At 69.5% G+C, this 22,256-nt stretch carries 22 protein-coding genes and 1 pseudogene; 17 read left to right on the top strand and 6 right to left on the bottom strand.

Annotated elements, in window-relative coordinates:
• Window positions 1-36: 36 nt before the first annotated feature.
• Window positions 37-759, bottom strand: coding sequence for a uracil-DNA glycosylase family protein (locus tag C461_RS02105; protein ID WP_049906212.1), 723 nt, complete (start codon window positions 757-759; stop codon window positions 37-39).
• A 337-nt stretch (window positions 760-1,096) separates the two neighbouring features.
• On the opposite strand from C461_RS02105, the gene C461_RS15740 reads away from it, so the two are divergent.
• Entirely contained in the window at window positions 1,097-1,270 is a 174-nt protein-coding gene (locus C461_RS15740) for a hypothetical protein (RefSeq protein ID WP_007998222.1), read from the top strand.
• Window positions 1,271-1,486: 216 nt separating this feature from the next.
• Window positions 1,487-2,218 (top strand): archaeal proteasome endopeptidase complex subunit beta, encoded by a 732-nt coding sequence (gene psmB / locus C461_RS02100; RefSeq protein ID WP_007998220.1) that lies wholly within the window; start codon window positions 1,487-1,489, stop codon window positions 2,216-2,218.
• Window positions 2,219-2,467: 249 nt separating this feature from the next.
• Here the strand turns inward: psmB and C461_RS02095 are convergent, their stop codons facing one another.
• Window positions 2,468-3,220, bottom strand: coding sequence for a protein sorting system archaetidylserine synthase (locus tag C461_RS02095; protein ID WP_007998218.1), 753 nt, complete (start codon window positions 3,218-3,220; stop codon window positions 2,468-2,470).
• A gap of 239 nt (window positions 3,221-3,459) precedes the next feature.
• Between C461_RS02095 and C461_RS02090 the strand changes: the two genes are divergently transcribed.
• From C461_RS02090 to C461_RS02075, 4 genes and pseudogenes are all read left to right on the top strand, one after another.
• Window positions 3,460-5,463: a bacterio-opsin activator domain-containing protein gene (locus tag C461_RS02090; RefSeq protein ID WP_007998215.1), complete on the top strand. Its 2,004-nt coding sequence runs from the start codon at window positions 3,460-3,462 to the stop codon at window positions 5,461-5,463.
• 58 nt (window positions 5,464-5,521) lie between these two features.
• Entirely contained in the window at window positions 5,522-5,962 is a 441-nt protein-coding gene (locus tag C461_RS02085) for an SRPBCC family protein (RefSeq protein ID WP_007998214.1), read from the top strand.
• A gap of 116 nt (window positions 5,963-6,078) precedes the next feature.
• Window positions 6,079-7,453: pseudogene (locus tag C461_RS02080) on the top strand (SPFH domain-containing protein).
• Between the two features lie 84 nt (window positions 7,454-7,537).
• Window positions 7,538-8,146, top strand: coding sequence for a winged helix-turn-helix transcriptional regulator (locus C461_RS02075; protein ID WP_007998212.1), 609 nt, complete (start codon window positions 7,538-7,540; stop codon window positions 8,144-8,146).
• A gap of 31 nt (window positions 8,147-8,177) precedes the next feature.
• Here C461_RS02075 and C461_RS02070 read toward each other — a convergent pair whose 3' ends face one another.
• From C461_RS02070 to C461_RS02060, 3 genes are all read right to left on the bottom strand, one after another.
• Window positions 8,178-8,441 (bottom strand): DUF7123 family protein, encoded by a 264-nt coding sequence (locus C461_RS02070; RefSeq protein WP_007998210.1) that lies wholly within the window; start codon window positions 8,439-8,441, stop codon window positions 8,178-8,180.
• 166 nt (window positions 8,442-8,607) lie between these two features.
• Window positions 8,608-9,198, bottom strand: coding sequence for a DUF84 family protein (locus tag C461_RS02065; RefSeq protein ID WP_007998208.1), 591 nt, complete (start codon window positions 9,196-9,198; stop codon window positions 8,608-8,610).
• Window positions 9,199-9,218: 20 nt separating this feature from the next.
• Window positions 9,219-9,995: a cobalamin-binding protein gene (locus tag C461_RS02060; protein WP_049906211.1), complete on the bottom strand. Its 777-nt coding sequence runs from the start codon at window positions 9,993-9,995 to the stop codon at window positions 9,219-9,221.
• A 219-nt stretch (window positions 9,996-10,214) separates the two neighbouring features.
• Here C461_RS02060 and C461_RS02055 point away from each other — a divergent pair, with 219 nt between their 5' ends.
• From C461_RS02055 to C461_RS02030, 6 genes are all read left to right on the top strand, one after another.
• Entirely contained in the window at window positions 10,215-11,186 is a 972-nt protein-coding gene (locus C461_RS02055) for a transcription initiation factor IIB (RefSeq protein WP_007998204.1), read from the top strand.
• A 131-nt stretch (window positions 11,187-11,317) separates the two neighbouring features.
• The gene (locus C461_RS02050; protein ID WP_007998202.1) at window positions 11,318-12,022 is read left to right on the top strand and encodes a type I 3-dehydroquinate dehydratase; all 705 of its coding nucleotides are present in this window, start codon (window positions 11,318-11,320) and stop codon (window positions 12,020-12,022) included.
• Window positions 12,023-12,418: 396 nt separating this feature from the next.
• Window positions 12,419-13,369, top strand: a complete 951-nt coding sequence (locus C461_RS02045; RefSeq protein WP_007998201.1) for a rhomboid family intramembrane serine protease — start codon at window positions 12,419-12,421, stop codon at window positions 13,367-13,369.
• A complete protein-coding gene (locus tag C461_RS02040) occupies window positions 13,370-14,236 on the top strand; it encodes an endonuclease V (RefSeq protein ID WP_007998198.1) in 867 nt (288 codons plus the stop codon).
• Between the two features lie 127 nt (window positions 14,237-14,363).
• Window positions 14,364-14,636 (top strand): DUF7385 family protein, encoded by a 273-nt coding sequence (locus tag C461_RS02035; protein WP_049906210.1) that lies wholly within the window; start codon window positions 14,364-14,366, stop codon window positions 14,634-14,636.
• On the top strand, window positions 14,633-14,944 hold the full coding sequence (locus C461_RS02030) for a hypothetical protein (protein ID WP_007998194.1): 312 nt from the start codon (window positions 14,633-14,635) through the stop codon (window positions 14,942-14,944). The genes C461_RS02035 and C461_RS02030 overlap by 4 nt, the downstream gene beginning before the upstream one ends.
• Before the next feature lie 149 nt (window positions 14,945-15,093).
• Here C461_RS02030 and C461_RS02025 read toward each other — a convergent pair whose 3' ends face one another.
• Window positions 15,094-16,398, bottom strand: coding sequence for an MBL fold metallo-hydrolase (locus C461_RS02025; protein WP_007998193.1), 1,305 nt, complete (start codon window positions 16,396-16,398; stop codon window positions 15,094-15,096).
• A 115-nt stretch (window positions 16,399-16,513) separates the two neighbouring features.
• Between C461_RS02025 and C461_RS02020 the strand changes: the two genes are divergently transcribed.
• The 5 genes from C461_RS02020 to mfnA all read left to right on the top strand — a co-directional run.
• A complete protein-coding gene (locus tag C461_RS02020) occupies window positions 16,514-17,281 on the top strand; it encodes a nucleotide-binding protein (protein ID WP_007998192.1) in 768 nt (255 codons plus the stop codon).
• Window positions 17,278-17,877, top strand: coding sequence for a hypothetical protein (locus C461_RS02015; RefSeq protein ID WP_007998191.1), 600 nt, complete (start codon window positions 17,278-17,280; stop codon window positions 17,875-17,877). The genes C461_RS02020 and C461_RS02015 overlap by 4 nt, the downstream gene beginning before the upstream one ends.
• Before the next feature lie 175 nt (window positions 17,878-18,052).
• Entirely contained in the window at window positions 18,053-18,691 is a 639-nt protein-coding gene (locus C461_RS02010) for a hypothetical protein (protein ID WP_007998190.1), read from the top strand.
• 273 nt (window positions 18,692-18,964) lie between these two features.
• Complete coding sequence (gene ppsA / locus C461_RS02005; protein WP_007998189.1) at window positions 18,965-21,301, top strand: phosphoenolpyruvate synthase; 2,337 nt, start codon at window positions 18,965-18,967, stop codon at window positions 21,299-21,301.
• Between the two features lie 100 nt (window positions 21,302-21,401).
• Window positions 21,402-22,256, top strand: an 855-nt coding sequence (gene mfnA / locus C461_RS02000; protein WP_007998188.1) for a tyrosine decarboxylase MfnA, incomplete at its 3' end; no start/stop codon positions are given.

Here is a 22,256-nt window from a genome sequence, read left to right as displayed (position 1 = left end):
CGCGCCGGCGGCACCGAGCGACGCCCCCGGCCGAGATCACCTGACGAGGTAGGGATCGTGGCCGGCGACGAAGCGGCCGAGGTCGCTCTCGCGCCGGAAGTCGGTCGATCGGAGCTCGCGAAGCGACTCGACGAGCCGGTCGGCGTCGCCCTCGACCCAGTCCGCCGGGTCCTTGATCGGGACGACGAGCCAGCCGGAACCGAGCAGCTCCTCCGCGTGGAGCGCGTCCATGTCGATCTCCGTCTTCCACGCTCGGGCGGTGTACTGCTGAAGGACGTGGGCGGTCGCGCGCGCACCGACCGGGAGGAGCACGTGAGCCGCGATCGCGCGGAGCTCCGCGTCGAAGAACCGCTCCATGTCGTCGTACGAGCGCTCGCTCGGGGTGCCGTCGGTCGCGCACATGTGGAGGTACGAGAAGTACGTCCGGTTCGTGCGTATCGGGTCGATCGGCGGGTCGTCGCTCCGCCCGCCGTCAGGCGTCGCCAGGGCGGCCTCCGTCTCGGCGACGGGGACGGTCCCGTCGACGCCGGCGTCTTCGTGGAGGCCCGCGAGGAGCCCCGCCTCGGTCAGCGCCGAGAGGAACGCGGGCGACCACGGCTCACCGGTGAACGGCACGCCGGCCTTGAGGCCGCCGTGGACGCCGGGGTGGTCGCCGACGACGTGGAAGTCGGCGTTGGCGTCGCCGTATCCGGGAACGAACGACGGGCAGTCGGGGCGCATGCCGAACGGGTTGCGCGTTCGGTCCGTTACGTTCTGCACGAGTGGGCGTACGCGACGGAAAATAAAAGCCCGTTCGGTCGGCGCCGATCGGAGCGCGAACGCTGGGAGGGGCGACGCCGGTGGGGGCGATGCCGGTGGGGGTGATGCCGGTGACGAACCGACCCGACGAGAGGCGCACGATCCGGAAGCCATTCGCATAACTTATGGAAACGAGTCGGGTGCGACCCGCTTGCGATATCCCTCGCACCGGCGATCGGCGATCGTAGATCAGGAACGTTAATAAACGACTCAAAATCGCTAGACTGCGTCGACGTCCACGTCACGGTGGGGTCACAAGATATTTATATACCTCTCTGCTCCGGTCAGCCGAAGACCAATGTTCGACCGCATCCGTACGGCGGCCCTGTTCGGGCTGCACCAAGCGACCGTCGCGATCGGGATCTCGCTGTTCCCGGCGGCCGTCTTCGCCCGCAAGCAACTCGGTATCAACGTCCCCATCGGCCGGCTCGTCGAGACGACCGGCGCGGTGTACGAGAACGCCGACGAGTAGTCACATTCCTCGGTTCGACCGGTTCCGATTCGACACCCGCGAGCGGCGCGTCGGCCGGCCACGGGCGAGAGCGGGGTTGCGCGTCGGGGCGGTCGCAGACGAGAACGAGGACGGGTCGATCGGGCCGACGCCGTCGGCGACGAATAGGCCCGTCGGAACCGGCGGGCGGTCCCCGAAGGGTTGCCTTTATCAGCGCGCCGGGCCAACGGAGGCGTAATGCGAACACCGACTGGCGACCTCTCCGACGGGCCGGCCGACGAACTGGGCCGCGATCAGCCCGTCTTCGGACCGGAGCTCGGCGAGTTCGAACACAGCGAGCGCCGCGCGGCGCAGGCCGACGGCGAGGGCGAAATGAAAACCGGGACGACGACCGTCGGTATCCGGACCGAAGACGGCGTCGTGATGGCGACCGACATGCGCGCCTCCCTGGGCGGGATGGTCTCCTCGAAGGACGTGCAGAAGGTCGAGGAGATCCACCCCCGCGGCGCCCTCACCATCGCCGGCTCCGTCTCTGCGGCACAGAACCTCATCTCGACGCTCAAAGCCGAGACGAGCCTCTACGAGACCCGTCGCGGCAAGGACATGTCGATGGAGGCGCTCTCCACGCTCACCGGGAACCTCCTCCGGACGGGCGCGTTCTTCATCGTCCAGCCGATCCTCGGCGGCGTCGACGACGACGGCGCCCACATCTACTCCATCGACGCCCTCGGCGGCACGACCGAGGAGGAGTACACCGTCACCGGCTCCGGCTCCCAGTACGCCCTCGGTGTGCTCGAACAGGAGTACCACGACGACGTCACCATCGAGGAGGCCGAGACCATCGCCGCGAAGGCGATCCAGTCCGCCGTCGAGCGCGACCTCGCGTCCGGCAACGGGATCAACGTCGCCGTCGTCACGGACGACGGCGTCGACATCACCCGCTACAAGGACTTCAGCGACCTCTTATAAACTGGACCGTCCGCCGCGGCACCGGCTTTCGGTTCGGTTTCGGTTCGGTTCGGTTCGGTTCGGTTTCGGTTCGGTTTCGGTTCGGTTTCGGTTCGGTTTCGGCTTCTGCGCGTTTCGTGCGTTTCGCTCGCCTGATCTCTCGCATCACAAGCGACGGCACCGCGTCGTCGCGGGTCGTGCTCCGCGTCGCCGCGATCCACTGCTCCGCGTCGTCGAGAGCCGCTGCTCCGCGTCGCTTCGAATCGCCTCTCAGGCCCGGGTCTCGTCGGCGTTCTCCGGCGGCGACCGGATCCCGTCGCCCCAGTAGAAGCGCGGCCCGAGCACGAGGTAGCCGACGGCGAGGAACAGCAGCGCGAACGCGAACCCCTCGCCGATCCACGACGGGAGCGCGGACGTGACCAGATGCGCAATCGGCGTGAGGATCACCGCGGCCTGTACGACGCCCATCACCAGCGCGTCCTGCGCGTGGAGGTCGGGGTACGTGATCGTCGACCCCATGAGCACCGCGAATAGGGCGGTGGCCGCGACGAGGAGCGCGGGCTCGGTGTAGCCCGCGATGACCGCGGCCGCGAGGACCGTCGCGGCGAGCGTCGTCGGGACCCCGACCGTCTCCCGAGCGTCGCTGTCGTAGGCGGTGTACATCCCGAGGCGAGCGACGGCCATCGAGACGAAGAACGCCGCGGCGCCGACGCCGACCGCGACGAAGAGCGGGTCGCTCTCGAACGAGCGGGCCTCCAACACGAGGAGCGCGATGAGCCCCGCGGGCGCCACTCCGAACGAGGCCACGTCGGCCAGCGAGTCGAGGTACGGACCGGCGTCGGTGGAGCCGCGGTGGCGGGCGACCACGCCGTCGAGCCCGTCGGCGACGGCGGCGAGGAGGATCAGTCGAGCCGCGAGCTCGACGTCGACGGTGGCGGCGACGACCGCGAGGAACCCGACCGCCGCGTTCGCCACCGTCACCGCGTCGGCGAGGCCGAGTCGCCCGACGAACCGCAGATACATATCGGATCGGTCGACAAGCCGGCTTTTAGGGTTTGTTATCTCCGGATATCGGATATTCCCGGGTTGCGGTGCGTTCTCGCCTGTGTCCCGCGGGCCCGGTTCGAGCGGACCGGTCTTGCGGCGGCCAACGAACCGCGGCCGCAGAACGGCGACCCGGCCGAGACCGACGAAACGCGGCCGCGACGAGCGGCAGACCGGGAGCCTCAACTCTTAATCTGTCGCGTGGCATACGATCTCTCATGTCGACCGCCCGAGCACTCGTAGTGCATCCGGAGGACGGGATCGAACGCATCGCGTCGGCGCTGGACGAGGCCGGGTTCGACGTGACGACGGTCCACAACGCGACGTCCGCACTCGCGAAGGTCATCGCCGGCGAGTACGACTGCCTCGTGTGCGAGCACTCGCTTCCGGGCGATAGCGGCGCCGAGCTCGTCGCGGCGATCCGCGAGTCAGCCGTGCAGATTCCCGTGGTGATGTTCACGGCGTCCGAGGTCGAACGCGTTCCCGCGGCCGCCGACGGCGGGAGCGTCGACCGTCTCCTCCACAAGGACGGGGCCGCCTCGCTCGACCGACTCGTCGCCGACGTCTCCGCCGTCTGTTCGAGCGGCGAACCGCCCGAGCCGCGACAGGACATCGCCGGTCGCGAAGCCACCGCCGACGACGTCGCGCGCGCCGTCAGCGACGCCCCGATCGGAATCAGCCTCAGCGACCCCGACCTCCCCGACTACCCGCTCGTGCACGTCAACGACGCGTGGGAGGACCACACCGGGTACCCCGTCGAGGCGGCGCTCGGACGGAATCCGCGGTTCTTGCAGGGACCGGGGACCGACCCGATGACCGTCGAGCGGCTCTCGAAGGCGATCCAACGCGAAGACCAGATCACCGTCGAGATCCGAAACTACCGCCGAGACGGGACTCCCTTTTGGAACGAGCTAACGGTGGCGCCGGTGTACGACGACGACGGCGAGCTGGCCCACTACGTCGGGTTCCAAAACGATATCACGGAGCGGAAAACCGCCGAGCGGCTCGCCGAAGAGCGGGCCGAGAAACTCGAGACCGAGCGTCGGGTCCTCGATCGGATTCTCGGCCGGGTCAACGGCCTCCTCAGTGACGTCAGCCGGATTCTCGTCGAAGGGCGTAACGCGGAGACGATCGCCGAACGCGTGTGCGAAGAGATCGCCGCCGAACCGGGCTACAAAGGGGGGTGGATCGGCGAGGCCTCGTCTGCGACCGGGCGCCTCGAGATCACCGCCGCCAGCGGCGTGGGGATCGAGCCCGGCACGTCGCTCCCGCTCGATGCGGCGCCCCGAGACGTACAGCGAGCCGTCGAAACCGGGGAGGTACAGGGATGCTCGACCGGGCACGCGTCGGGCGGCGCGCTCGCGCCGGAGACCGTCGGCGGCCGACAGCTTCTCGTCGTCCCGATCGTCTACGGCGACCGTCAGTACGGATTGCTGGGCATCTACAGCAGCGAGGGGACCGCCCTCGACCAGCGCGAGCAGAAGGTGTGTGAATCCGTCGGGACGATGATCGCCAACGGCCTCCACGCGGTCGAGACCACCCGTATCTTGACCACCGACCGCGTCGTGGAGCTGTGCGTGGCGGTCGGTGACCAGTCGTTCACGCTCTCGCGGATCGCCGCCGCGATCGGCGCGACCGTCGAGCACCTCGGAACGACGCGCCTCGACGGCGACGCGTGTGAACTGTACCTCCGGGCCGCGAACGCGGACGCCGGCCTGAGCGCGATCGAGTCGCTCCCGTTCGTCGAGGCGGTCAGGCGCGTGTCCGAGACCGACGACGACCTCACCTTCACGGTGACGGCGACCGGCTCTCCCCCGCTGGCGCGGATCGCCGAACACGGCGGCGTCGTCGTCGCGGCGGCCGCGGAACCGACGGGCGCGACCCTGACGATCGAGGCGGCCCCCGAGCGTGACGTGCGGGCGATCCTCGACGTGCTGCGAGCCGATTACGAAGGCGTCGAGCTCCGCTCTCGAGCCGAGCGAGAGAGCCGGGATCGGAGCCTCAGCGAGTTCGCGTCGGCGGTGGACGACAAGCTCACCGACAGACAGCGATCGGCGCTGAAGACCGCCGAGCTGAACGGCTACTTCGAGTGGCCGCGTCCGGTCGACGGCTCGGAGATCGCCGAGCGGATGGGAATCACGAGACAGACGTTTCACCAACACCTCCGGGCGGCAGAGCGGAAGCTCGTCGAGGCGTACGTCGACCCGCGGTCGCAGCGCTGAGCGAGCGCCGCCCGCCGACCACGAGCGAACCGAGACGCGCGGTCCGCACCCCGTACCAATGTTCGACGCACGAGACACCGTTCAGATCGACGCAGACGCCGACGCCGTCTTCGAGTTCCTAGACGACCCACACAACCACGCCGCCGTGACGCCCGGGCTCACCGACGTCCGAGACGTCGAGCGGCTACCGAACGGCGGCAAACGGCTGTCCTACACCTACCGGATGGCCGGAGCGGGGATCGACGGTGAGCTGGTACAGACGGTACACGAGCCGAACGAACGGATGCGCTTCGAGCTTCGCGGACGGCTCTCGGGAACGATCGAGCTCTCCGTTACCCCTGCGAACGGCGGCGCGGAGCTGACGTACGCCGCCGAGTACGACCTCTCGGAGAGCGCGCTGACGGCGATCGGCGCGCCGGTGATCCGTCGGTTCAACGAGCGACAGCTCCGTCGGACCCTCGACAACGTCGCGGCGCAGTTCGCGTCGAACGGGGGGTGACGAACGGAGGGTGACCCGCGACCGCTCGCGGCGCCGCCGGCGGACGCTCCCGTGGTAACGCCGAGTCTCCCTCACGGCGGGAGAAGTATTAAGCAGCCGATGCCCCAATTCCGACTATGGACCCGCTTCCCCTCCAGTTCGGTTTCGGTCTCGTCGGCGTCGGACTGCTCTTTCTGCTGTTGGTCGTTATCACCCTCTGGCAGTCGTTCGAGATCGTCGACGCGTACGAGAAAGAGGCGTTGACGGTGTTCGGCGAGTACCGGAAACTGCTCGAACCCGGTATCAATCTCATCCCGCCGTTCGTCTCCCGCACGTACCCGTTCGACATGCGGACTCAGACCCTCGACGTTCCCCGTCAAGAGGCGATCACGCGGGACAACTCGCCGGTGACCGCCGACGCCGTCGTCTACATCAAGGTGATGGACGCGAAGAAGGCCTTCCTCGAAGTCGACGACTACAAGAANGGACAACTCGCCGGTGACCGCCGACGCCGTCGTCTACATCAAGGTGATGGACGCGAAGAAGGCCTTCCTCGAAGTCGACGACTACAAGAAGGCCGTCTCGAACCTCGCGCAGACGACCCTCCGAGCCGTCCTCGGCGACATGGAACTCGACGACACGCTGAACAAGCGGCAGGAGATCAACGCGAAGATCCGCCGGGAACTCGACGAGCCGACCGACGAGTGGGGGATCCGCGTCGAATCGGTCGAAGTCCGCGAGGTCAACCCCTCGAAAGACGTCCAGCAGGCGATGGAGCAACAGACCTCCGCAGAGCGCCGCCGCCGCGCGATGATCCTCGAAGCGCAGGGGGAACGCCGCTCCGCGGTCGAGCAGGCCGAGGGTGACAAACAGTCGAACATNGAGCGCCGCCGCCGCGCGATGATCCTCGAAGCGCAGGGGGAACGCCGCTCCGCGGTCGAGCAGGCCGAGGGTGACAAACAGTCGAACATCATCCGCGCGCAGGGTGAAAAGCAGAGCCAGATCCTCGAAGCGCAGGGTGACGCGATTTCCACCGTCCTCCGCGCGCGCTCCGCCGAGTCGATGGGCGAACGCGCCATCATCGAACGCGGCATGGAAACGCTCGAAGAGATCGGCAAAGGCGAGTCCACCACGTTCGTCCTCCCGCAGGAGCTCACCAGCCTCGTCGGCCGCTACGGCAAGGCGCTCTCCGGCTCCNTCGTCCTCCCGCAGGAGCTCACCAGCCTCGTCGGCCGCTACGGCAAGGCGCTCTCCGGCTCCGACGTCCAGCAGATGGACGGGTTAGAGGGACAGGACTTCGACGACGACACCCGGAAGATGCTCGGGCTCGACGACATCGACGAGATCCTCGGTCAGATCGACGAGGCCGCCGAGATGGACGTCGAAGAGCTCGAAAAGGAGGCCGAGGCGGTCAAGGCGGGCGGCGCCGGCGCGGACATCAAGTCCGCGAACGAGGTCATCGAAGAGATGGACGAGGAGACGGTCGACGGCGAGACGGAGCGGGAGACCTGAGCGGTAGGATCGCGCTCACGGTCGAAAAGCGTCGGTACCGCCCCGAACGAAGTGTTTTTGCCGAGGCACGAACTACTACGCGTCGTGACTGACGGATTCGACGGACAGAAACGCGAGACGCTCCGACGGTTCGCCGCCATCGGGGCCGCCGCCCCGTTCGTCGGATCCGCGAGCGCCGACGCCGGCGACGACGCCAACGAGACCCGCGAGGCGATCCGCGGGTACGTCCCGACGACCCCCGGTGCGCACTTCTCGAAGCTCCGCGACGACCTCCGGCTCGGCACGGGCGAGGCGCAGTACCACCTCCGCAAGTTGGAGGAAGACGGCGAGATAGAGTCCGCGAAGGACGCCGACTACCGGCGGTACTTCCCCGCCGATCGGTTCGACGCCCTCGACAAGCGCGCGCTCGGGTACCTCCGCCGCGACACGCCTCGCGGTATGGTCCTCGCACTGCTCCGCGATCCCGACGCGACCGGGGCGGACCTCGCGGCCGAGCTCGGCGTCTCGCGGCCGACGATAAGCGCCGCCGCCGCCGACCTCGACGACGCGGGGTTGCTGGACCGGACGGACGGCTACGCGCTGACGGAGCCGGAACGGTTGCTCACGCTCGTCGTTCGGTACGCGGACTCGTTCGACGCGGCCGCCGTCGAATTCGCCGACGACGCGGCGTCGCTCGTGCGCTACGACCCGTAGCGGACGATCGGATCGGAGCCGACGACGATGCTCACGCCGTGACCATCCAGGTCGTTCCCGAGGAGTAACCCCACTTTTCCACGTCGATGTCGGTGGCGGCCTCGGCGACCGCGGCCATGTTCGCGCCGACTTCCTTCGCGGAGAGGTCGAGGTCGTCGGCGATCAGCCGGGATTTGAAATACGTTCGCTCGCCGGCGTTCTCACGGAGGTATCGCAGGATCCGAGACTGTTTGGCGGAGAGACCGGCGGCGTCGCCTCGGTCGAGGGCGACCGCGTCCGGTTGTGCCGTGCTCATGACAGGACACAGGAGACGGCGCAGCATAAGGGGGTTGGTAAAGCGGGTTAACACCCCGCAGTCTTGCGATTAGCCGCCCCGACGGCGACGAGGGGGACCGCCACGGAGGCGGTTTCGGTACGATACGCGAACGGGCTAGCCGAGGCGACGTCCATCGCCAGGCCGATCAGTACAGTTCGGAGACGAAGGGCCCGAACGCCCCGGCGACCGCCGCCGCGAGCGCGTCCGCGCGGTCGACGCGACCGTTCGTGAGGGCCCCGGCGGCTCCGCCGCGTCGCGCGATTCCGGTCGTGTCGAGCACGTCGTCCATCACGGGGCCGAGCTCTTCGCCGTCGTCGATCCGGGCGGCAACGTCGTCCGGGAGTTCGAGGCTCGGCCCGGCGCCGCGACCGGTCCGGGCGCCGTCGGAGACCGCCGCCCACATCACGAGGAAGCAGCCTTCGCTCCCGTCGAATCGGGCGACGCCGCCCTCGATCCCGACCGCGAGGTCGTAGGCTCCGGCGTCGGATTCGAGGACGGCCGCGGCCCGGTTTTCGGCGCCCGCGATCGTCTCGGCGTGGCCGATCGGCTGTTCGCTTACGCCCGAGGGCACGGGGACCGATTCGATGTCGATCGCCGCGGGAGCGCCCGGGAAGTCGGCGGCGGAACGGTCTCCGGAGGCAGACCGGTCCTCGGAGTCGTCTCGCGCCGCCGACCCGACCGCCTGTTCGACCGCCCGTCGCTTCACCGGGTTCCCGCTGCCGACGCCGATTCGCATACCGACGGTTGGTCGACGGGCTACGAATAGGCGTCGGGATGGAACAGCTGCGCCAATCGCTCGACACCGTCGATGAGCGCGGGGCTGGGCTGGTTGAGGAGCGAGTCGTCGATCACGTGAACCGGCGCGTCGACGGTCCAGTCGCGGTCCTCGACGGTCGCCGGATCGATACGGTCGCCGTGCCCGCAGACGTGGACGACGACGTGATCCGGGTCTTCGGTCTCGACCGCGTCGACGGCGACCTCGCGAGAGCGCTCGCCGGGAGCGACGAACGGGTAGCGACCGCCGGCGGCGCGGACGGCGTCGGGGACCCAGTTGCCGGCGGCCATCGGCGGGTCGGACCACTCCTCGCAGTAGACGGTCGGGCGGGGGCGGTCCGCGACCGCGTCGGCGACGCGATCGAGCCGACGGCGGGCCTCGTCGGCGAGACGGCGGCCGGCCTCGGGGCGCCCCACGTCCTCGCCGCGGGCGGCGAACGTCGCGATCGCCTCGTCGAGAGTGGCGGGCTCGCGGTGCCGAACGTCGAATCCGCGCTCGCGACAGTCGTCCGCGAGGTCGCTCTGGAGGCCGTCGCTCGTGAGGACGACGTCGGGGTCGAGGTCGGCGACGCGGTCCAGCGAGGGGGTGAGCCAGCCGCCGACGGCGACCGGTGGCTGCGAGTCCGCCCCGTGTGCCGAGCCGGCGTCCGGGGACGGATCGCAGTGGTGGGTGATACCGACGAGCGTGTCGTCGCCGCCGAGAGCGGCGATCGTCGCGGTGGCGCTCGGCGCGAGCGAGACGACGCGAGGCGTGGACATCGAAACGGAGTCGGAGCGCGACGAGCCCAAACGTTTCGGTCCGTTCGACCGACGAACCGACCCGTTGGGGCGCTCGGCCGAAGTCGTCGAAAACACGTGATAGATCGTGTCGTTTGTCGGGTTTCGAGCGGCACGTTCCGGTCGTTTTAAGTCACGCTCCGCCATCTATCGGACAAGATCGCTCTCGGGCGGCCTTCAGTTACCGGGAGACAGATAGCCATGAGTGAACGACTACATACACGCGGGAGTCGCTCCCGAACGGAGACGGAAGACGAATCGGAACGCACCGACGAGACGCTGAGCTGTCCGGAGTGTGGCGGCAACGTCATCAACGACGAGGAGCACGGCGAGAGCGTCTGCGCCGACTGCGGACTCGTCGTCGAGGCGGACTCGGTCGACCGCGGGCCGGAGTGGCGCGCGTTCGACTCCCGCGAGAAAGACGAGAAGTCCCGCGTCGGCGCCCCGACGACCAACACGATGCACGACAAGGGGCTCTCGACGAACATCGACTGGCGCGACAAGGACGCGTACGGGCGCTCGCTCGGCGCCCGCCAGCGCCAGAAGATGCAGCGGCTCCGCAAGTGGAACGAGCGGTTCCGCACCCGCGACTCGAAAGAGCGCAACCTCAAGCAGGCGCTCGGCGAGATCGACCGGATGGCGTCGGCACAGGGGCTCCCGGACAACGTCCGCGAGACCGCCTCCGTGATCTACCGCCGCGCGCTCGACGAGGACCTCCTCCCCGGCCGCTCCATCGAGGGCGTCTCCACCTCCTGTGTGTACGCCGCCGCCCGAATGGCCGGCGTCCCGCGGAGCCTCGACGAGATCGCCGACGTCTCCCGCGTCGAGAAGGCCGAGATCGCCCGCACGTACCGCTACGTCGTCCGCGAGCTCAAGCTCGAAGTGAAGCCGGCCGATCCCGAGCAGTACGTCCCCCGGTTCGCCTCCGACCTCGAACTCTCCGAGGAGTCGGAGATGCGCGCGAAGAGCCTCCTGCGCAACGCCAAGGAGAAGGGCGTCCACTCGGGCAAGTCGCCGGTCGGCCTCGCGGCCGCCGCCGTCTACGCCGCCGCCCTGCTCACGAACGAGAAGACGACGCAGGCCGCCGTCTCGGAGGTCGCCGACATCAGCGAAGTCACGATCCGCAACCGGTACCACGAGCTGCTCGAAGCCGAAGACGGCCTCGTCGCGTAATCCCGGGTTCGTCCCAGTTACGTTCCGATTCCGTTCCGGGTTCGTCCCGGCTTCGTCTCCGTTTTTCTGCTGGTTCGTTCTGTAATCGCTCGACGCACACAGCTAAGTCCCCGGCCGCGGAACGCCCGCGTATGTTCGAGGAGTTCGTCCTGACCGCGAGCACGGCCGACCTCGGCGAGGAGCCCCGAGCTCGCGCGGACGCCGACGCCGTCGAGTTCCGGATGGACCTCGCGGTCGACCCGCTCGCACAGCTCGACGACTACGGCGGCGACCTCCCGCTGCTCGTCACGAACCGGGCGTCGTGGGAGGGCGGCGAGGCGGCGGACCTCGGTCGGTTCGACGCGCTCTCGACCGCGCTCGGCCACGAGGCGGTCGCCGCCGTCGACATCGAGCTTGCCGCGCTGCGCGGGAACGCACCCGAGGGCGAGCGGTCGCACGCGACCGCCCTCCGCGACACGGCCCGCGAGGCGGGCGTCGACGTGGTCGTCTCCGTCCACGACTTCGAATCGACGCCGGAGTCCGGCGCGCTCGTGGACCTGCTCGGCGACGCGGCGAGCGAGGGCGACGTGGGAAAGCTGGCGACCACGGCGACCGCCCCCGCCGACGCGCTGGCGATGATCCGGGCGACCCACGAGGCGACCGCGGCCGGCCACCGCGTCGCGACGATGTGCATGGGCGAGCCGGGGCGGCACACCCGCGCCGTGACGCCCGTGTACGGCTCGAAAATCGGATACGCGCCGGTCGACCCCGCAAACGCGACCGCGCCCGGCCAGTACCCGCTCGCGACGCTCCGGCGACTCGTCGACGGGCTGCGCGACGGCGACGCGGACGCGTGATCATTTATAACCGATTGACTCGAGGGTACGTCGACTGCTTATAAATGAATACGGTGCGGTGGCGCGTGCCTGCGAGGCCGCCCTGGGGCCGAGCAGCACGCGCGAGGGAGTCAGTCGCTGGAGCGAAGCGGAGGCGACTGACGAGGCTGGGGAGGCGTGAGGCGCTGTGCGGTTGCGGTCGGGTGGGACTCAAAGGGGCCGCCTCACGGCTGGGGATTCGGTGTGGTTCGCGGTGACGATGTCGGACGCGTATCGCCGAGCGGCTGGAGCTTTGGAGGCGTTCGCCACTGTGCCATCACACACCGTTCATAAGCCATGATGGAGGCCGCCGACCGCTTCACCATAAACCAGCTAAAGAGCCAAACCGCTTTAGGAACGCCGCCGTAAGGGGGCGTAATGGCGACGTGTGACGTGTGTGGGGAGTACGAGAACCTCCCGTACCAGTGCAACCGGTGCGGCAAGACGTTCTGTGCCACTCACCGCCTGCCCGAGAACCACGACTGTCCGGGCCTCACCGAGTGGAACGACCCCGGCGGCGTCTTCGACAGCAGTTTCGACGGCGGCGCGAACGCCGGCGCCTCCGCGACCGACGCCGGCGTCGCGGGGCGCGTCAAACAGCGGGTGCAACGGGAGACGAGCACCGGCGGTCTCGTGAGCTACTTCCGCGGGAACGCGACGTACGTGCTGCTCGCGGCGATGTGGGTCACGTTCCTCGCGCAGTGGGCGGTCACACTCCTCTTCGGCGACGCCGTCCACAGTCAGATCTTCGTCCTCCGGTCGGACGCGCTCGGCCGCGTCTGGACCTGGGTCACCTCGGTGCTGTCGCACTCTCGAGTCAGTCTGTTCCACATCATCGGCAACAGCATCGTCATCCTGTTTTTCGGCCCGCTCGTCGAGCGCGCCGTCGGCTCGAAGCGGTTCGTCGGGTTCTTCTTCGCGTCGGGGATCCTCGCCGGCCTCGGGCACGTCCTGTTCGCGATCGCGACCGGCGCCCCCACGACCGGGGTGCTAGGCGCCAGCGGCGCCGGCTTCGCGATCTTAGGCGTCCTCACCGTGTGGCGGCCGAACATGCAGGTCCTCCTCTTTTTCGTCATCCCGATGAAGATCAAGTACCTGACGTGGGGGATCGCGCTCGTCTCCGCGGTCCTCGTGATCCAGACCGGCACGGGCGGCGTCGGCGGCATCGCGCACCTCGCGCACCTGATCGGCTTCGCGATCGGGCTCGCGTTCGGCAAGCGCAACGAGAATCTCGCGCGGTCCGCCCGCGGCCCGGGCGGAATCCAAATGGGCGGCGCTCGGGGACCGGGCGGCCCGCGCGGACCGGGCGGTCCCGGCGGGCGGTTCTGAATGGCGCCCGCGGGCAACCCGTCTCGTGACGACCCCGTCACCGTCGACCGTCCCGAATTTCTCCCGGACCCCGCGCTCTCGCGAACGGAGATGGAGTCGCTCCAGCGCGAGTTGGCGGCGGCGGCGACGTTCACCGACGACCACGACCTCGACCCCGCGACGGTCGCGATCGACGAGCCCGCGGACCTGACCGACGGACTGCCGCCGGCGCGCCCGGAGTTCGGCGACCCCGACGCCCCGATCGTCGTCGGCGTCGATCAGGCGTTCCTGACGCCCAGTGACGGCGAGGACCGAGCCGTCTCGGCCGCGGTCGCGATCCGAGACGGCGCCGTGATCGAGTACGCGAGCGCGACCACGCCGCTCTCGATTCCCTACGTCCCGGGCCTGCTCGCGTTCCGGGAGGGAGAGCCGATGCTGGCGGCGCTCGACGCGCTGGACGTCGAGCCCGACCTGCTCGTCTGTGACGGCTCCGGCCGGATCCACTTCCGGGAGGCCGGCGTCGCGACGCACGTCGGCGTCCTCCGGGACGTGCCGAGCGTCGGCGTCGCGAAAAGCCTGCTGTGCGGCGCCCCCGACGACTCCACCAACGAGCGGCCGGCCGGGTGGCGGACGCCGGTCCGCGCGGACGCCTCGGTGGAGACAGCGGACGTCGACACCGACACCGCCGCCCCGGTCATCGGCCACGCCTACCAGTCGCGACAGTACCCGAACAGCCGCCGCGTGAATCCCCTGTACGTGAGTCCCGGCCACCGCGTCGCGGCGGAGACTGCGGCCGACCTCGTCGAGGCGCTGTGTGCCGGCTACAAGCTTCCCGAGCCGACCCGGCTCGCGGACGCGTACGCCGACGCCGTGAAACGCGACGCCTGAGACGCCGCACCTGAAACGCGACGCCGGAGCTACAACAGATGAGATGCCGGACACCGCGAAGTTCGCCACCGCGTCGTCGGGTGCTCGGACCGGCGATTTATATACGGTGGACTGCGAACTCGAAGGCATGGGAGACGAAGACACGGACGGACCGATGTCTGCAGAGGAGTTCCGCTCGCTGCGCGACGGCCTGGTGCGTCAGAGCTCCGGCGGCGGGACGACCGTTTATAAGAATGCAGCGGGCGTCGGCTGTCCGAACCCCGACTGCGACCGCGGCGTGTTCCAGACGCTGTTCGTCAGCGACCACGGGTGGCAGCAGATCGGCGCGACACGCGACGGCATCGATCTGTGTCTGTGTAACACCGAGACGAAGCGGCTCGTGTTCATCCACGACGAGTGACCGACGGCGATGACGACAGTGCGACGGGCGGCGAGTTCGACCCGGTCGCGGCGCTCCACGAGCACCTCGCGGCCACCGAAGAGCGTCCCGTAGAGCGCGAGGCCGGCTGGCGGCTCGGCGAGGCGCAGGCCCTGGCCGCGGAGATCGCCGGCGGCGAGGTCGACGACGCCACCGTCGTCCGGCGGGCGGCCGAAATCCGCACGTTGCTCGACGAGATCGATCGGACCGGCGACCGCGAGGCGGACGATCGCGTCGCCGCCGCGCGCGAGCTCGCGAACCGGATCGCGAACCGGGCGAACGGCGGGTGAGTACCGGCGCCCGGTTGCGATGCGTGCGGCAAAACCGAGTGACCGAGCGACGCATCCCGAAATCGGAGCGAACGCCGGTGGTCGACGCGACGTGCCCACCGACACCGCCTCAGTCGTCGCCCGCCGGTCTCAGTCGTCGCCCGCCGGTCTCAGTCGTCGGCCTCGGCGGCACACCGGTTCGGTCCGAGCTCCAACTCGATCGCCGACACCTCGTCCGGCGGCGACTCGACGCCGCGGTTGGCGGCGATAACGTCCGCGTAGTTCGGGGGCTTCTCGGGGAGCGTCTCGGTGATGCGCTCGACGAAGGCCTCGCGGTCGAGCCCGAGCACGCCGATCTCGCGACGTGCCGCCCCAACCCTCGTCGTCACGGGTTCACCGGGGACCACGTCGCCCGTGGTGCCGTCGTTGGCGACCGCGAAGTGCCCGGGACAGACGATCACGTCGTCCGGTTCCGCGAGCAGCGTGCCGTGTAGCGAGTCGTACAGCTTCTTGGCACCGGTTTCCGCGCCCGCCGATTCGTCGTCGGGGGCGTCGGCCGCGTCGGACCCCTCGACCGTGTTGGACCCGCTCTCCTGTCCCGCGGCGAACTGCAGTTCTGTCCGGCCGACGCTGTCGGTAAACAGCGTGTCGCCCGTGAGCACCGCCGACCGCCCGACGAGGTAGCTCGCCCCGTCGTCGGTGTGGCCCGGCGTCGCGAGCGCCTTCACGTCGACCCCGCCGACGTCGAGGACCTCGTTGCGTGCGAGCGACTCGAACGCATAGGCCACGTCGCGGTCGGCGGCCGCGGCCGGCAGGTAGTACGGGACGCCGAGGTCGTCGGCGAGCGACCGTCCACCGGAGAGGTGGTCCGCGTGAACGTGGGTGTCGAGGACCGCCCCGATCGACGCGTCGTGCGCGGTGGCCGCTTCCTGCCACTCGGTTCCGTGTCGGGAAACGTCGATAGCGAGGGCGACGCGGTCGGAGCCCTCGGACTCAGCGAGGGCGACGCGGTCGGAGCCGTCTCCCGATTCGTTCGCGGTCCCGCCGATCACGAGGTAGCCGAGACACCCCTTCGCGCGCCGCTGTACCTGCACGATATCGAGCGGATCGTCGCCCGCGTCGGGGAGCGGGACGGCGGTCCGATCGTAGACACCGGACCAGCCGCGCATTCCGTTTTCGACGACCCCGACATCGTCGTACCCCGCCGCCTCCAACTGCTCGGCGAAGTCGAGCGAGGACTTCCCCTTCGCGCAGGCTGTGACGATCGCGTCGTCCGGGTCGAGCCCGGTCTCCGCCTCGAAGTCGTCGACGTCGAACTCGTGGGACGGTTTGTAGAAGTAGTGGATCGAGTCCGCGATCCGCCACCCCTCGTAGCTCTCTCTCTCGCGGGTGTCGACGACGGTGAACGACCGCTCGCCTCGCCGCCGCTCGTCCAACATGTCGCGGAACGTGTCGGGTGAGACAACTGTGGCCATGGTTGACACACGGTGTCGTCAAACAAAACGCTGTCCCGGGACCGTGCGGCACCGCGGGGCGCCGTTCGGCGCCGGGATGAACAGATTTTAGCCGAGCGATAGGGCAGATCGGTGCATGGTCGAGGCGTTCGCGGTCGCCAGCGGGAAGGGCGGCACGGGGAAGACGACGAGCACGCTCGCGCTCGGGATGGCGCTAGCCGACGAGCACGACGTCACCGTCGTCGACGCCGACACGGGGATGGCGAACCTGCTGTTCCACGCCGGACTCGACGACGCGACGGTCACCCTCCACGACCTGCTCGTCGAGGGGACCGCGACCGACGTCTCGGAGGCGACCTACGATCGGTTCGGGCTCTCGGTCGTCCCCTGTGGGACCTCGCTCGCCGGGTTCGAGGCGGCCGAACCGGGCCGCCTCCGCGACGTGGTCGCCGAACTCGCGCGCGATACGGACGTGCTGTTGTTGGACTCGCCGGCGGCGCTCGGCTCGAAGTCGGCCGTGCTCCCGGTCGTGCTCGCCGACCGCGTCGTGATCGTCGTCGAGCCGACGATCCCGGCGCTCTCGGACGGGCTGAAGGTACAGGAGTACGCCCGCTCGTACGGCACGAACACGGCGGGCGTGTTGCTCAACAAGGTCCGGAGCGACGCCGCCGACGTGGCCGAGCAGGCCGAGCGGCACTTCGGCGGGCCCACCCTCGCGAGCGTCCCGGACAGCGAGGTGGTTCGCGCGGCGCGCCGGGCGGGCGAACCCCTGCTCGCACACGCGCCGGAGAGCGCGCCGGCGGCCTGCTACCGACGGGCCGCGGCTCGACTCGACGTCCGCGACGGCGACGGCGACGCGGTCGCCGACCGCTTCCGAAGCGCGGTCGTGCCCGACACGCCATGAACGGGACGAGCGAGCCCCCCGAGCTTCGGATCCCTCGCGGGAATCTCCTCCGATCGCGGGTCGTCTCCGACGTCGGGACGACGCTGTCGCGGGCGCTCGACCGAGAACTGACCGGGTACGCGACGCTGGTTCCACAGGAGACGCTGTTGCTGTCCGGCGAGGCGAAGGGAGTTCTCACGTTCGCCGACGGCGTCCCCGTGCTCGCGTACAACACGGTGACCGACAGCGGTGGCCCCGACGCCCTCGCGGAGTTGGCAGTTCCAGGCCCGTACCGAGCGGAGCTGTACGCGGTCGACGCCGAGGCGCTCGAAACCGCCCACGAGGAGACCGCCCTCCGCGTCGCGCCCGGCGCGGCGGCCACCGAACTCGCCGACGACCAGGCGCTCGCCGACCGGACCCGGGCCGCGGCCCCCGACGACCGGGTCGACGACGAAACCGAATCAGATACCGACGCCGTCGCCGCGTTCCTCGAAGACGACGAACGGATCGCGGCGATCCGCGAGCAGGCGCGGGACGAGGCGCGGAGCCGGGCGGAAGAGTGGGGCTTTGAGGACGCGCTGGCCGACGCGGCCGAGTCGGACGGGCGGGACGGCTGAGAGGGAGAGCCGACTGAGACGGACGAGCCGACGGTCCACAGAGCGGTGCCGTTTTGGTCCGCGGTCGCCATTACTCGGTATCACCGTCCTCCGACTCCTCCGACTGACGACTCCCGCCGACTTCGCCGACTGGTACGCCGCGGGGCGCGCGTACACGCGCCACGTCGCCGACGGGATGGGCTTCGAGGGGACCGACGCGGTCGACGGACAGCGGGTCGTAGACCGCCTCCGAGACGATTATGCGCGGCTCTCGCCCGCCGAGGCGCGCTCGGTGAGCGCCACCCTCCTCGCCGACGGCGTCTTCTCCGAGCCGTACTGCGAGTGGCTCCCGACGTGGTACGAACTCGGGCTGATCGCGCCCGTGCGGTACGGCGAGTGGCGGCTCAGACGCGTTGCGGCGGCCGTCGCGAGCGCCGCTGGCGTGACGGTGACGGCGCCGCGGTTCTCCCGACCGCGGGACGTGACCATCGACGGCGGGCCGGCACTGGCGAGCGTGTCCGGGTTCTGCGACCGCTTCCTGCTCGCCGACGCGCTGTTGCACGTGGAGTGGTTCGTCCACGTCGCGGCCGCAGACGGGATCGCGGTGCCGGACGCGCTCGTCGAACGGACTCGCGAGGAGTCGCTGTCGTACTACGGCGGCGACCGCGACCGGCTCTCCCCCGAGGTCCGACAGTTCCAGCGCTTGCTGTTCGCCGACGACGAGTGGGTCCGGCGGGTGAACGATCAGTACGGTCTCGACAGCGCGCTGTTCCGTCTCTGGGAAACGCTGCTCCGGCGGGAACGAAATCGGCTCGGTGGCTCTACCGAGAGCTGATACAGACCCTGTAACATGGCACCGACCCTGTGAATCGCGCAGCGAGTAAGTATAGGCTACTGGCACCCCAGCGTTCGAGTACGGACCGAGAGACCGGTTCGTTCCTCTCCCCCTCGCTTTCGGCCCTCATTTCGGCGACGCGTTGCATTCCGATCAGCGAAGCGGACCGTCTGCGGACGCACCGCTCGATAACTCGCCTCTGAGTAATCTTTTATTCACCACCGGTTCGGCCGGAAGCTTCATACGTCGGCTCGCGGATCCTCCGGATACAGAATGGCAGTACTCTGGCTGGAGGATGTCGATGCCGACGATGTCGGGACCGTCGGCGGGAAGGCCGCTTCGCTCGGTGAGCTCATCGGCGCGGGGCTTCCGGTACCGCCCGGCTTCACCGTGACCGCAGGCACGTATCGCGCGTTCATCGAGGAGGCGGAGATCGACGACGAGCTGTTCGCGGCCGTCGACGTCGATCCCGAGGACTCCGCCGCGCTCCGCGAGGCCGAAGCGACGGCCGAAGCGCTCATCCTCGACACTCCGTTCCCCGAGGAGGTCCGCGAGGAGATCCTCGAACGCTACCGATCGATGGGGAGCGACGGCGAGGAGGCGTTCGTCGCCGTCCGCTCCTCGGCGACCGCGGAGGACCTCCCCGACTCCTCGTTCGCGGGCCAACAGGAGACGTTCCTCAACGTCCGCGAGGCGGACCTCCTCCGGCGCGTCAAGGAGTGTTGGGCCTCGCTGTTCACCCAGCGAGCGATCTACTACCGACAGCAGCGCGGTTTCCCCCACGCCGACGTCGACATCGCGGTCGTCGTCCAACGGATGGTCGACGCCGAGAAGTCCGGCGTGATGTTCACCAGCCACCCCTCCACCGGCGAGCCGCAGATCACGATCGAGGCCGCGTGGGGTCTCGGCGAGGCCGTCGTCTCCGGCACGGTCTCCCCCGATAACTACGTGTACGACCGAGAGCGCGGGGCGGTCGACGACGTGACCGTCGCGGACAAGAAAGTGGAGATGGTCAAAGACGCGGAGACGGGCGAGACCGTCCAACTCGACGTCGACGAGGAGCGACGGACGGCGCGCGTGCTCTCCGACGCCGAGATCGAGGAGCTGGTCGGCCTCGGCGAACGCGTCGAAGCGCACTACGGGACGCCACAAGACGTCGAGTGGGCGATCTACGACGGCGACATCTACATGCTCCAGTCGCGGCCGATCACGACGATCCAAGAGACCGGAGACGTCGACGACGCGACCGGAAGCAGCGAGTCGACCGGTGGGGCCACCGTCGGCGAGGCGGGCGTCGCGAACGGGGGGGCCGGCGGCGACGACACCGAGGCGGACGTGCTGGTCGACGGCCTCGGCGCCAGCCCCGGCGTCGTCTCCGGGACGGTCCGGATCGTCCACAAGCTCGACCACCTCGATCAGGTCCAGGAGGGCGACATCATGGTGACGGAGATGACGATGCCGGACATGGTTCCGGCGATGAAACGCGCCGCGGGGATCGTCACGGACGAGGGCGGAATGACGAGCCACGCGGCGATCATCTCGCGCGAACTCGGCGTTCCGGCGGTCGTCGGTACCGGGAACGGGACGCGGGTGCTCCCCGAGGGACAGGGCGTGACGCTCGACGGCGACAAGGGGACTGTCCGCGCGGGCGCCGACGAGGACGCCGAGCCCGGCGAGGAGTTCGAGCCCGTCGAGGCCGCGAGACCGGAGACGCCGGTGAAGCCGATGACGGCGACGGAGGTCAAAGTGAACGTCTCGATCCCGGAGGCCGCCGAGCGCGCGGCGGCGACCGGCGCCGACGGCGTCGGCCTGCTCCGGATCGAGCACATGGTGCTCACGCTCGGGAAGACGCCGGAGAAGTACATCGCCGACCACGGCGCACGCGCGTACCAAGACGAGCTCATCGAGGGCGTTCGACGGGTCGCCGACGAGTTCTACCCCCGACCGGTTCGGGTCCGAACGATCGACGCGCCGACCGACGAGTTCCGCGAGCTCGACGGCGGCGAGGGCGAGCCGAAGGAGCACAACCCGATGCTCGGCTGGCGGGGGATCCGCCGCAGCCTCGACAAGCCCGAGCCGTTCCGCCAGGAGCTCGCCGCGTTCGCCCGGCTCTACGAGATGGGCTACGACAACCTCGAAGTGATGTTCCCGCTCGTCAACGACGCGGCCGACGTGGAGGGGATCAAGGTCCACATGCGCGAAGCCGGGATCGACCCCGAGACGCACCGCTGGGGCGTGATGGTGGAGACGCCGGCGAGCGCGCTGCAGATCGAGGAACTCGCGGCCGCCGGCATCGACTTCGCCTCGTTCGGCACGAACGACCTCACGCAGTACACGCTGGCTGTCGATCGCAACAACGAACACGTCGCCGACCGGTTCGACGAGCTTCACCCGGCGGTGTTGCGGCTCATCGGCGATACGATCGAGACCTGCCGCGAACTCGGCGTCGACACCAGCATCTGCGGACAGGCCGGCTCGAAGCCCGAGATGGTCGATTTCCTCGTCGAGGCGGGCGTCTCGTCCATCTCGGCGAACATCGACGCCGTTCGAGACGTCCAACACGAGGTGAAACGGACCGAACAGCGGCTCCTCCTCGACTCGGTTCGCTGAATCGGCGAGGGCGCGAACATCGGCTGTCAATCGGCCGATATCGCACCGCGAACACCACGGAGCGGAACGGGTAAGAGCCTCCGCGGCAACGCTTCTTCGAATGCAGCAGCCCGAGCCGCAGTCGTTCGACCGGGTGCTCTCCTCGATGTGCACCGAGCCGCATCCGGCCGCCCGAGACGCCGCGGAACGCTTCCTCGCCGCGAATCCGGGCGATCCCGCGACCTACGAGACGATCGCGTCGCTGGAGGCGCGCGCGGTCGAACTGCTCGCGACGCTCGCGGACCACCCGTCGCCGACGGACGCCGCCGGGTACGTCACCTCCGGCGGCACGGAGGCGAACGTGCAGGCGGTCAGATCGGCGCGGAACCGACACGACGCGAGCGACGTGAACGTCGTCGCCCCCGAGAGCGCCCACTTCTCGTTTCACAAGGCCGCGGAGCTGCTCGACGTGGAGCTTCGAACCGTCCCCCTCGACGGCGAGTACCGGGCCCGCGCCGACGCCGTCGCCGCCGCGGTCGACGACGCGACCGCGCTCGTCGTCGGCGTGGCCGGCAGCACGGAGTACGGCCGCGTGGACCCGATCCCCGAGCTGACGCGGATCGCCCACGAGGCGGGCGCGCTGATGCACGTCGACGCCGCGTGGGGCGGGTTCGTCCTGCCGTTCACCGAGCGCGCGTGGTCGTTCGACGACGCCCCGATAGACACGCTGACGATCGACCCGCACAAGTTCGGACAGGCCGCCGTGCCGGCCGGCGGCCTGCTTGCGCGCGACGACGCGGCGCTGGACGCGCTCGCGGTCGACACGCCGTACCTGGAGACGCGGTCGCAGGCGACGCTGACCGGGACTCGGAGCGGCGCGGGCGTCGCGGGCGCGGTCGCGGCCATGGAGGCGCTGTGGCCGGACGGCTACCGCGACGCCGCCGCGCGAGCCGCGAGCGACGCCGAGTGGCTCCCC

The sequence above is a fragment of the Halorubrum aidingense JCM 13560 genome, from assembly GCF_000336995.1.
Lineage (GTDB): Archaea > Halobacteriota > Halobacteria > Halobacteriales > Haloferacaceae > Halorubrum > Halorubrum aidingense.
Note: the sequence above shows the minus strand (reverse complement) of the source record. Positions and strands in the feature narration are given on the sequence as shown.

Coding starts and splice junctions, on each gene's coding strand:
- C461_RS15740 (WP_007998222.1), top strand. CDS start 1,097: ATGTTCGACCGCATCCGTACGGCGGCCCTGTTCGGGCTGCACCAAGCG.
- psmB (WP_007998220.1), top strand. CDS start 1,487: ATGCGAACACCGACTGGCGACCTCTCCGACGGGCCGGCCGACGAACTG.
- C461_RS02095 (WP_007998218.1), bottom strand. CDS start 3,220: ATGTATCTGCGGTTCGTCGGGCGACTCGGCCTCGCCGACGCGGTGACG.
- C461_RS02090 (WP_007998215.1), top strand. CDS start 3,460: ATGTCGACCGCCCGAGCACTCGTAGTGCATCCGGAGGACGGGATCGAA.
- C461_RS02085 (WP_007998214.1), top strand. CDS start 5,522: ATGTTCGACGCACGAGACACCGTTCAGATCGACGCAGACGCCGACGCC.
- C461_RS02070 (WP_007998210.1), bottom strand. CDS start 8,441: ATGAGCACGGCACAACCGGACGCGGTCGCCCTCGACCGAGGCGACGCC.
- C461_RS02065 (WP_007998208.1), bottom strand. CDS start 9,198: ATGCGAATCGGCGTCGGCAGCGGGAACCCGGTGAAGCGACGGGCGGTC.
- C461_RS02060 (WP_049906211.1), bottom strand. CDS start 9,995: ATGTCCACGCCTCGCGTCGTCTCGCTCGCGCCGAGCGCCACCGCGACG.
- C461_RS02055 (WP_007998204.1), top strand. CDS start 10,215: ATGAGTGAACGACTACATACACGCGGGAGTCGCTCCCGAACGGAGACG.
- C461_RS02050 (WP_007998202.1), top strand. CDS start 11,318: ATGTTCGAGGAGTTCGTCCTGACCGCGAGCACGGCCGACCTCGGCGAG.
- C461_RS02045 (WP_007998201.1), top strand. CDS start 12,419: ATGGCGACGTGTGACGTGTGTGGGGAGTACGAGAACCTCCCGTACCAG.
- C461_RS02040 (WP_007998198.1), top strand. CDS start 13,370: ATGGCGCCCGCGGGCAACCCGTCTCGTGACGACCCCGTCACCGTCGAC.
- C461_RS02035 (WP_049906210.1), top strand. CDS start 14,364: ATGGGAGACGAAGACACGGACGGACCGATGTCTGCAGAGGAGTTCCGC.
- C461_RS02025 (WP_007998193.1), bottom strand. CDS start 16,398: ATGGCCACAGTTGTCTCACCCGACACGTTCCGCGACATGTTGGACGAG.
- C461_RS02020 (WP_007998192.1), top strand. CDS start 16,514: ATGGTCGAGGCGTTCGCGGTCGCCAGCGGGAAGGGCGGCACGGGGAAG.
- C461_RS02015 (WP_007998191.1), top strand. CDS start 17,278: ATGAACGGGACGAGCGAGCCCCCCGAGCTTCGGATCCCTCGCGGGAAT.
- C461_RS02010 (WP_007998190.1), top strand. CDS start 18,053: ATGGGCTTCGAGGGGACCGACGCGGTCGACGGACAGCGGGTCGTAGAC.
- ppsA (WP_007998189.1), top strand. CDS start 18,965: ATGGCAGTACTCTGGCTGGAGGATGTCGATGCCGACGATGTCGGGACC.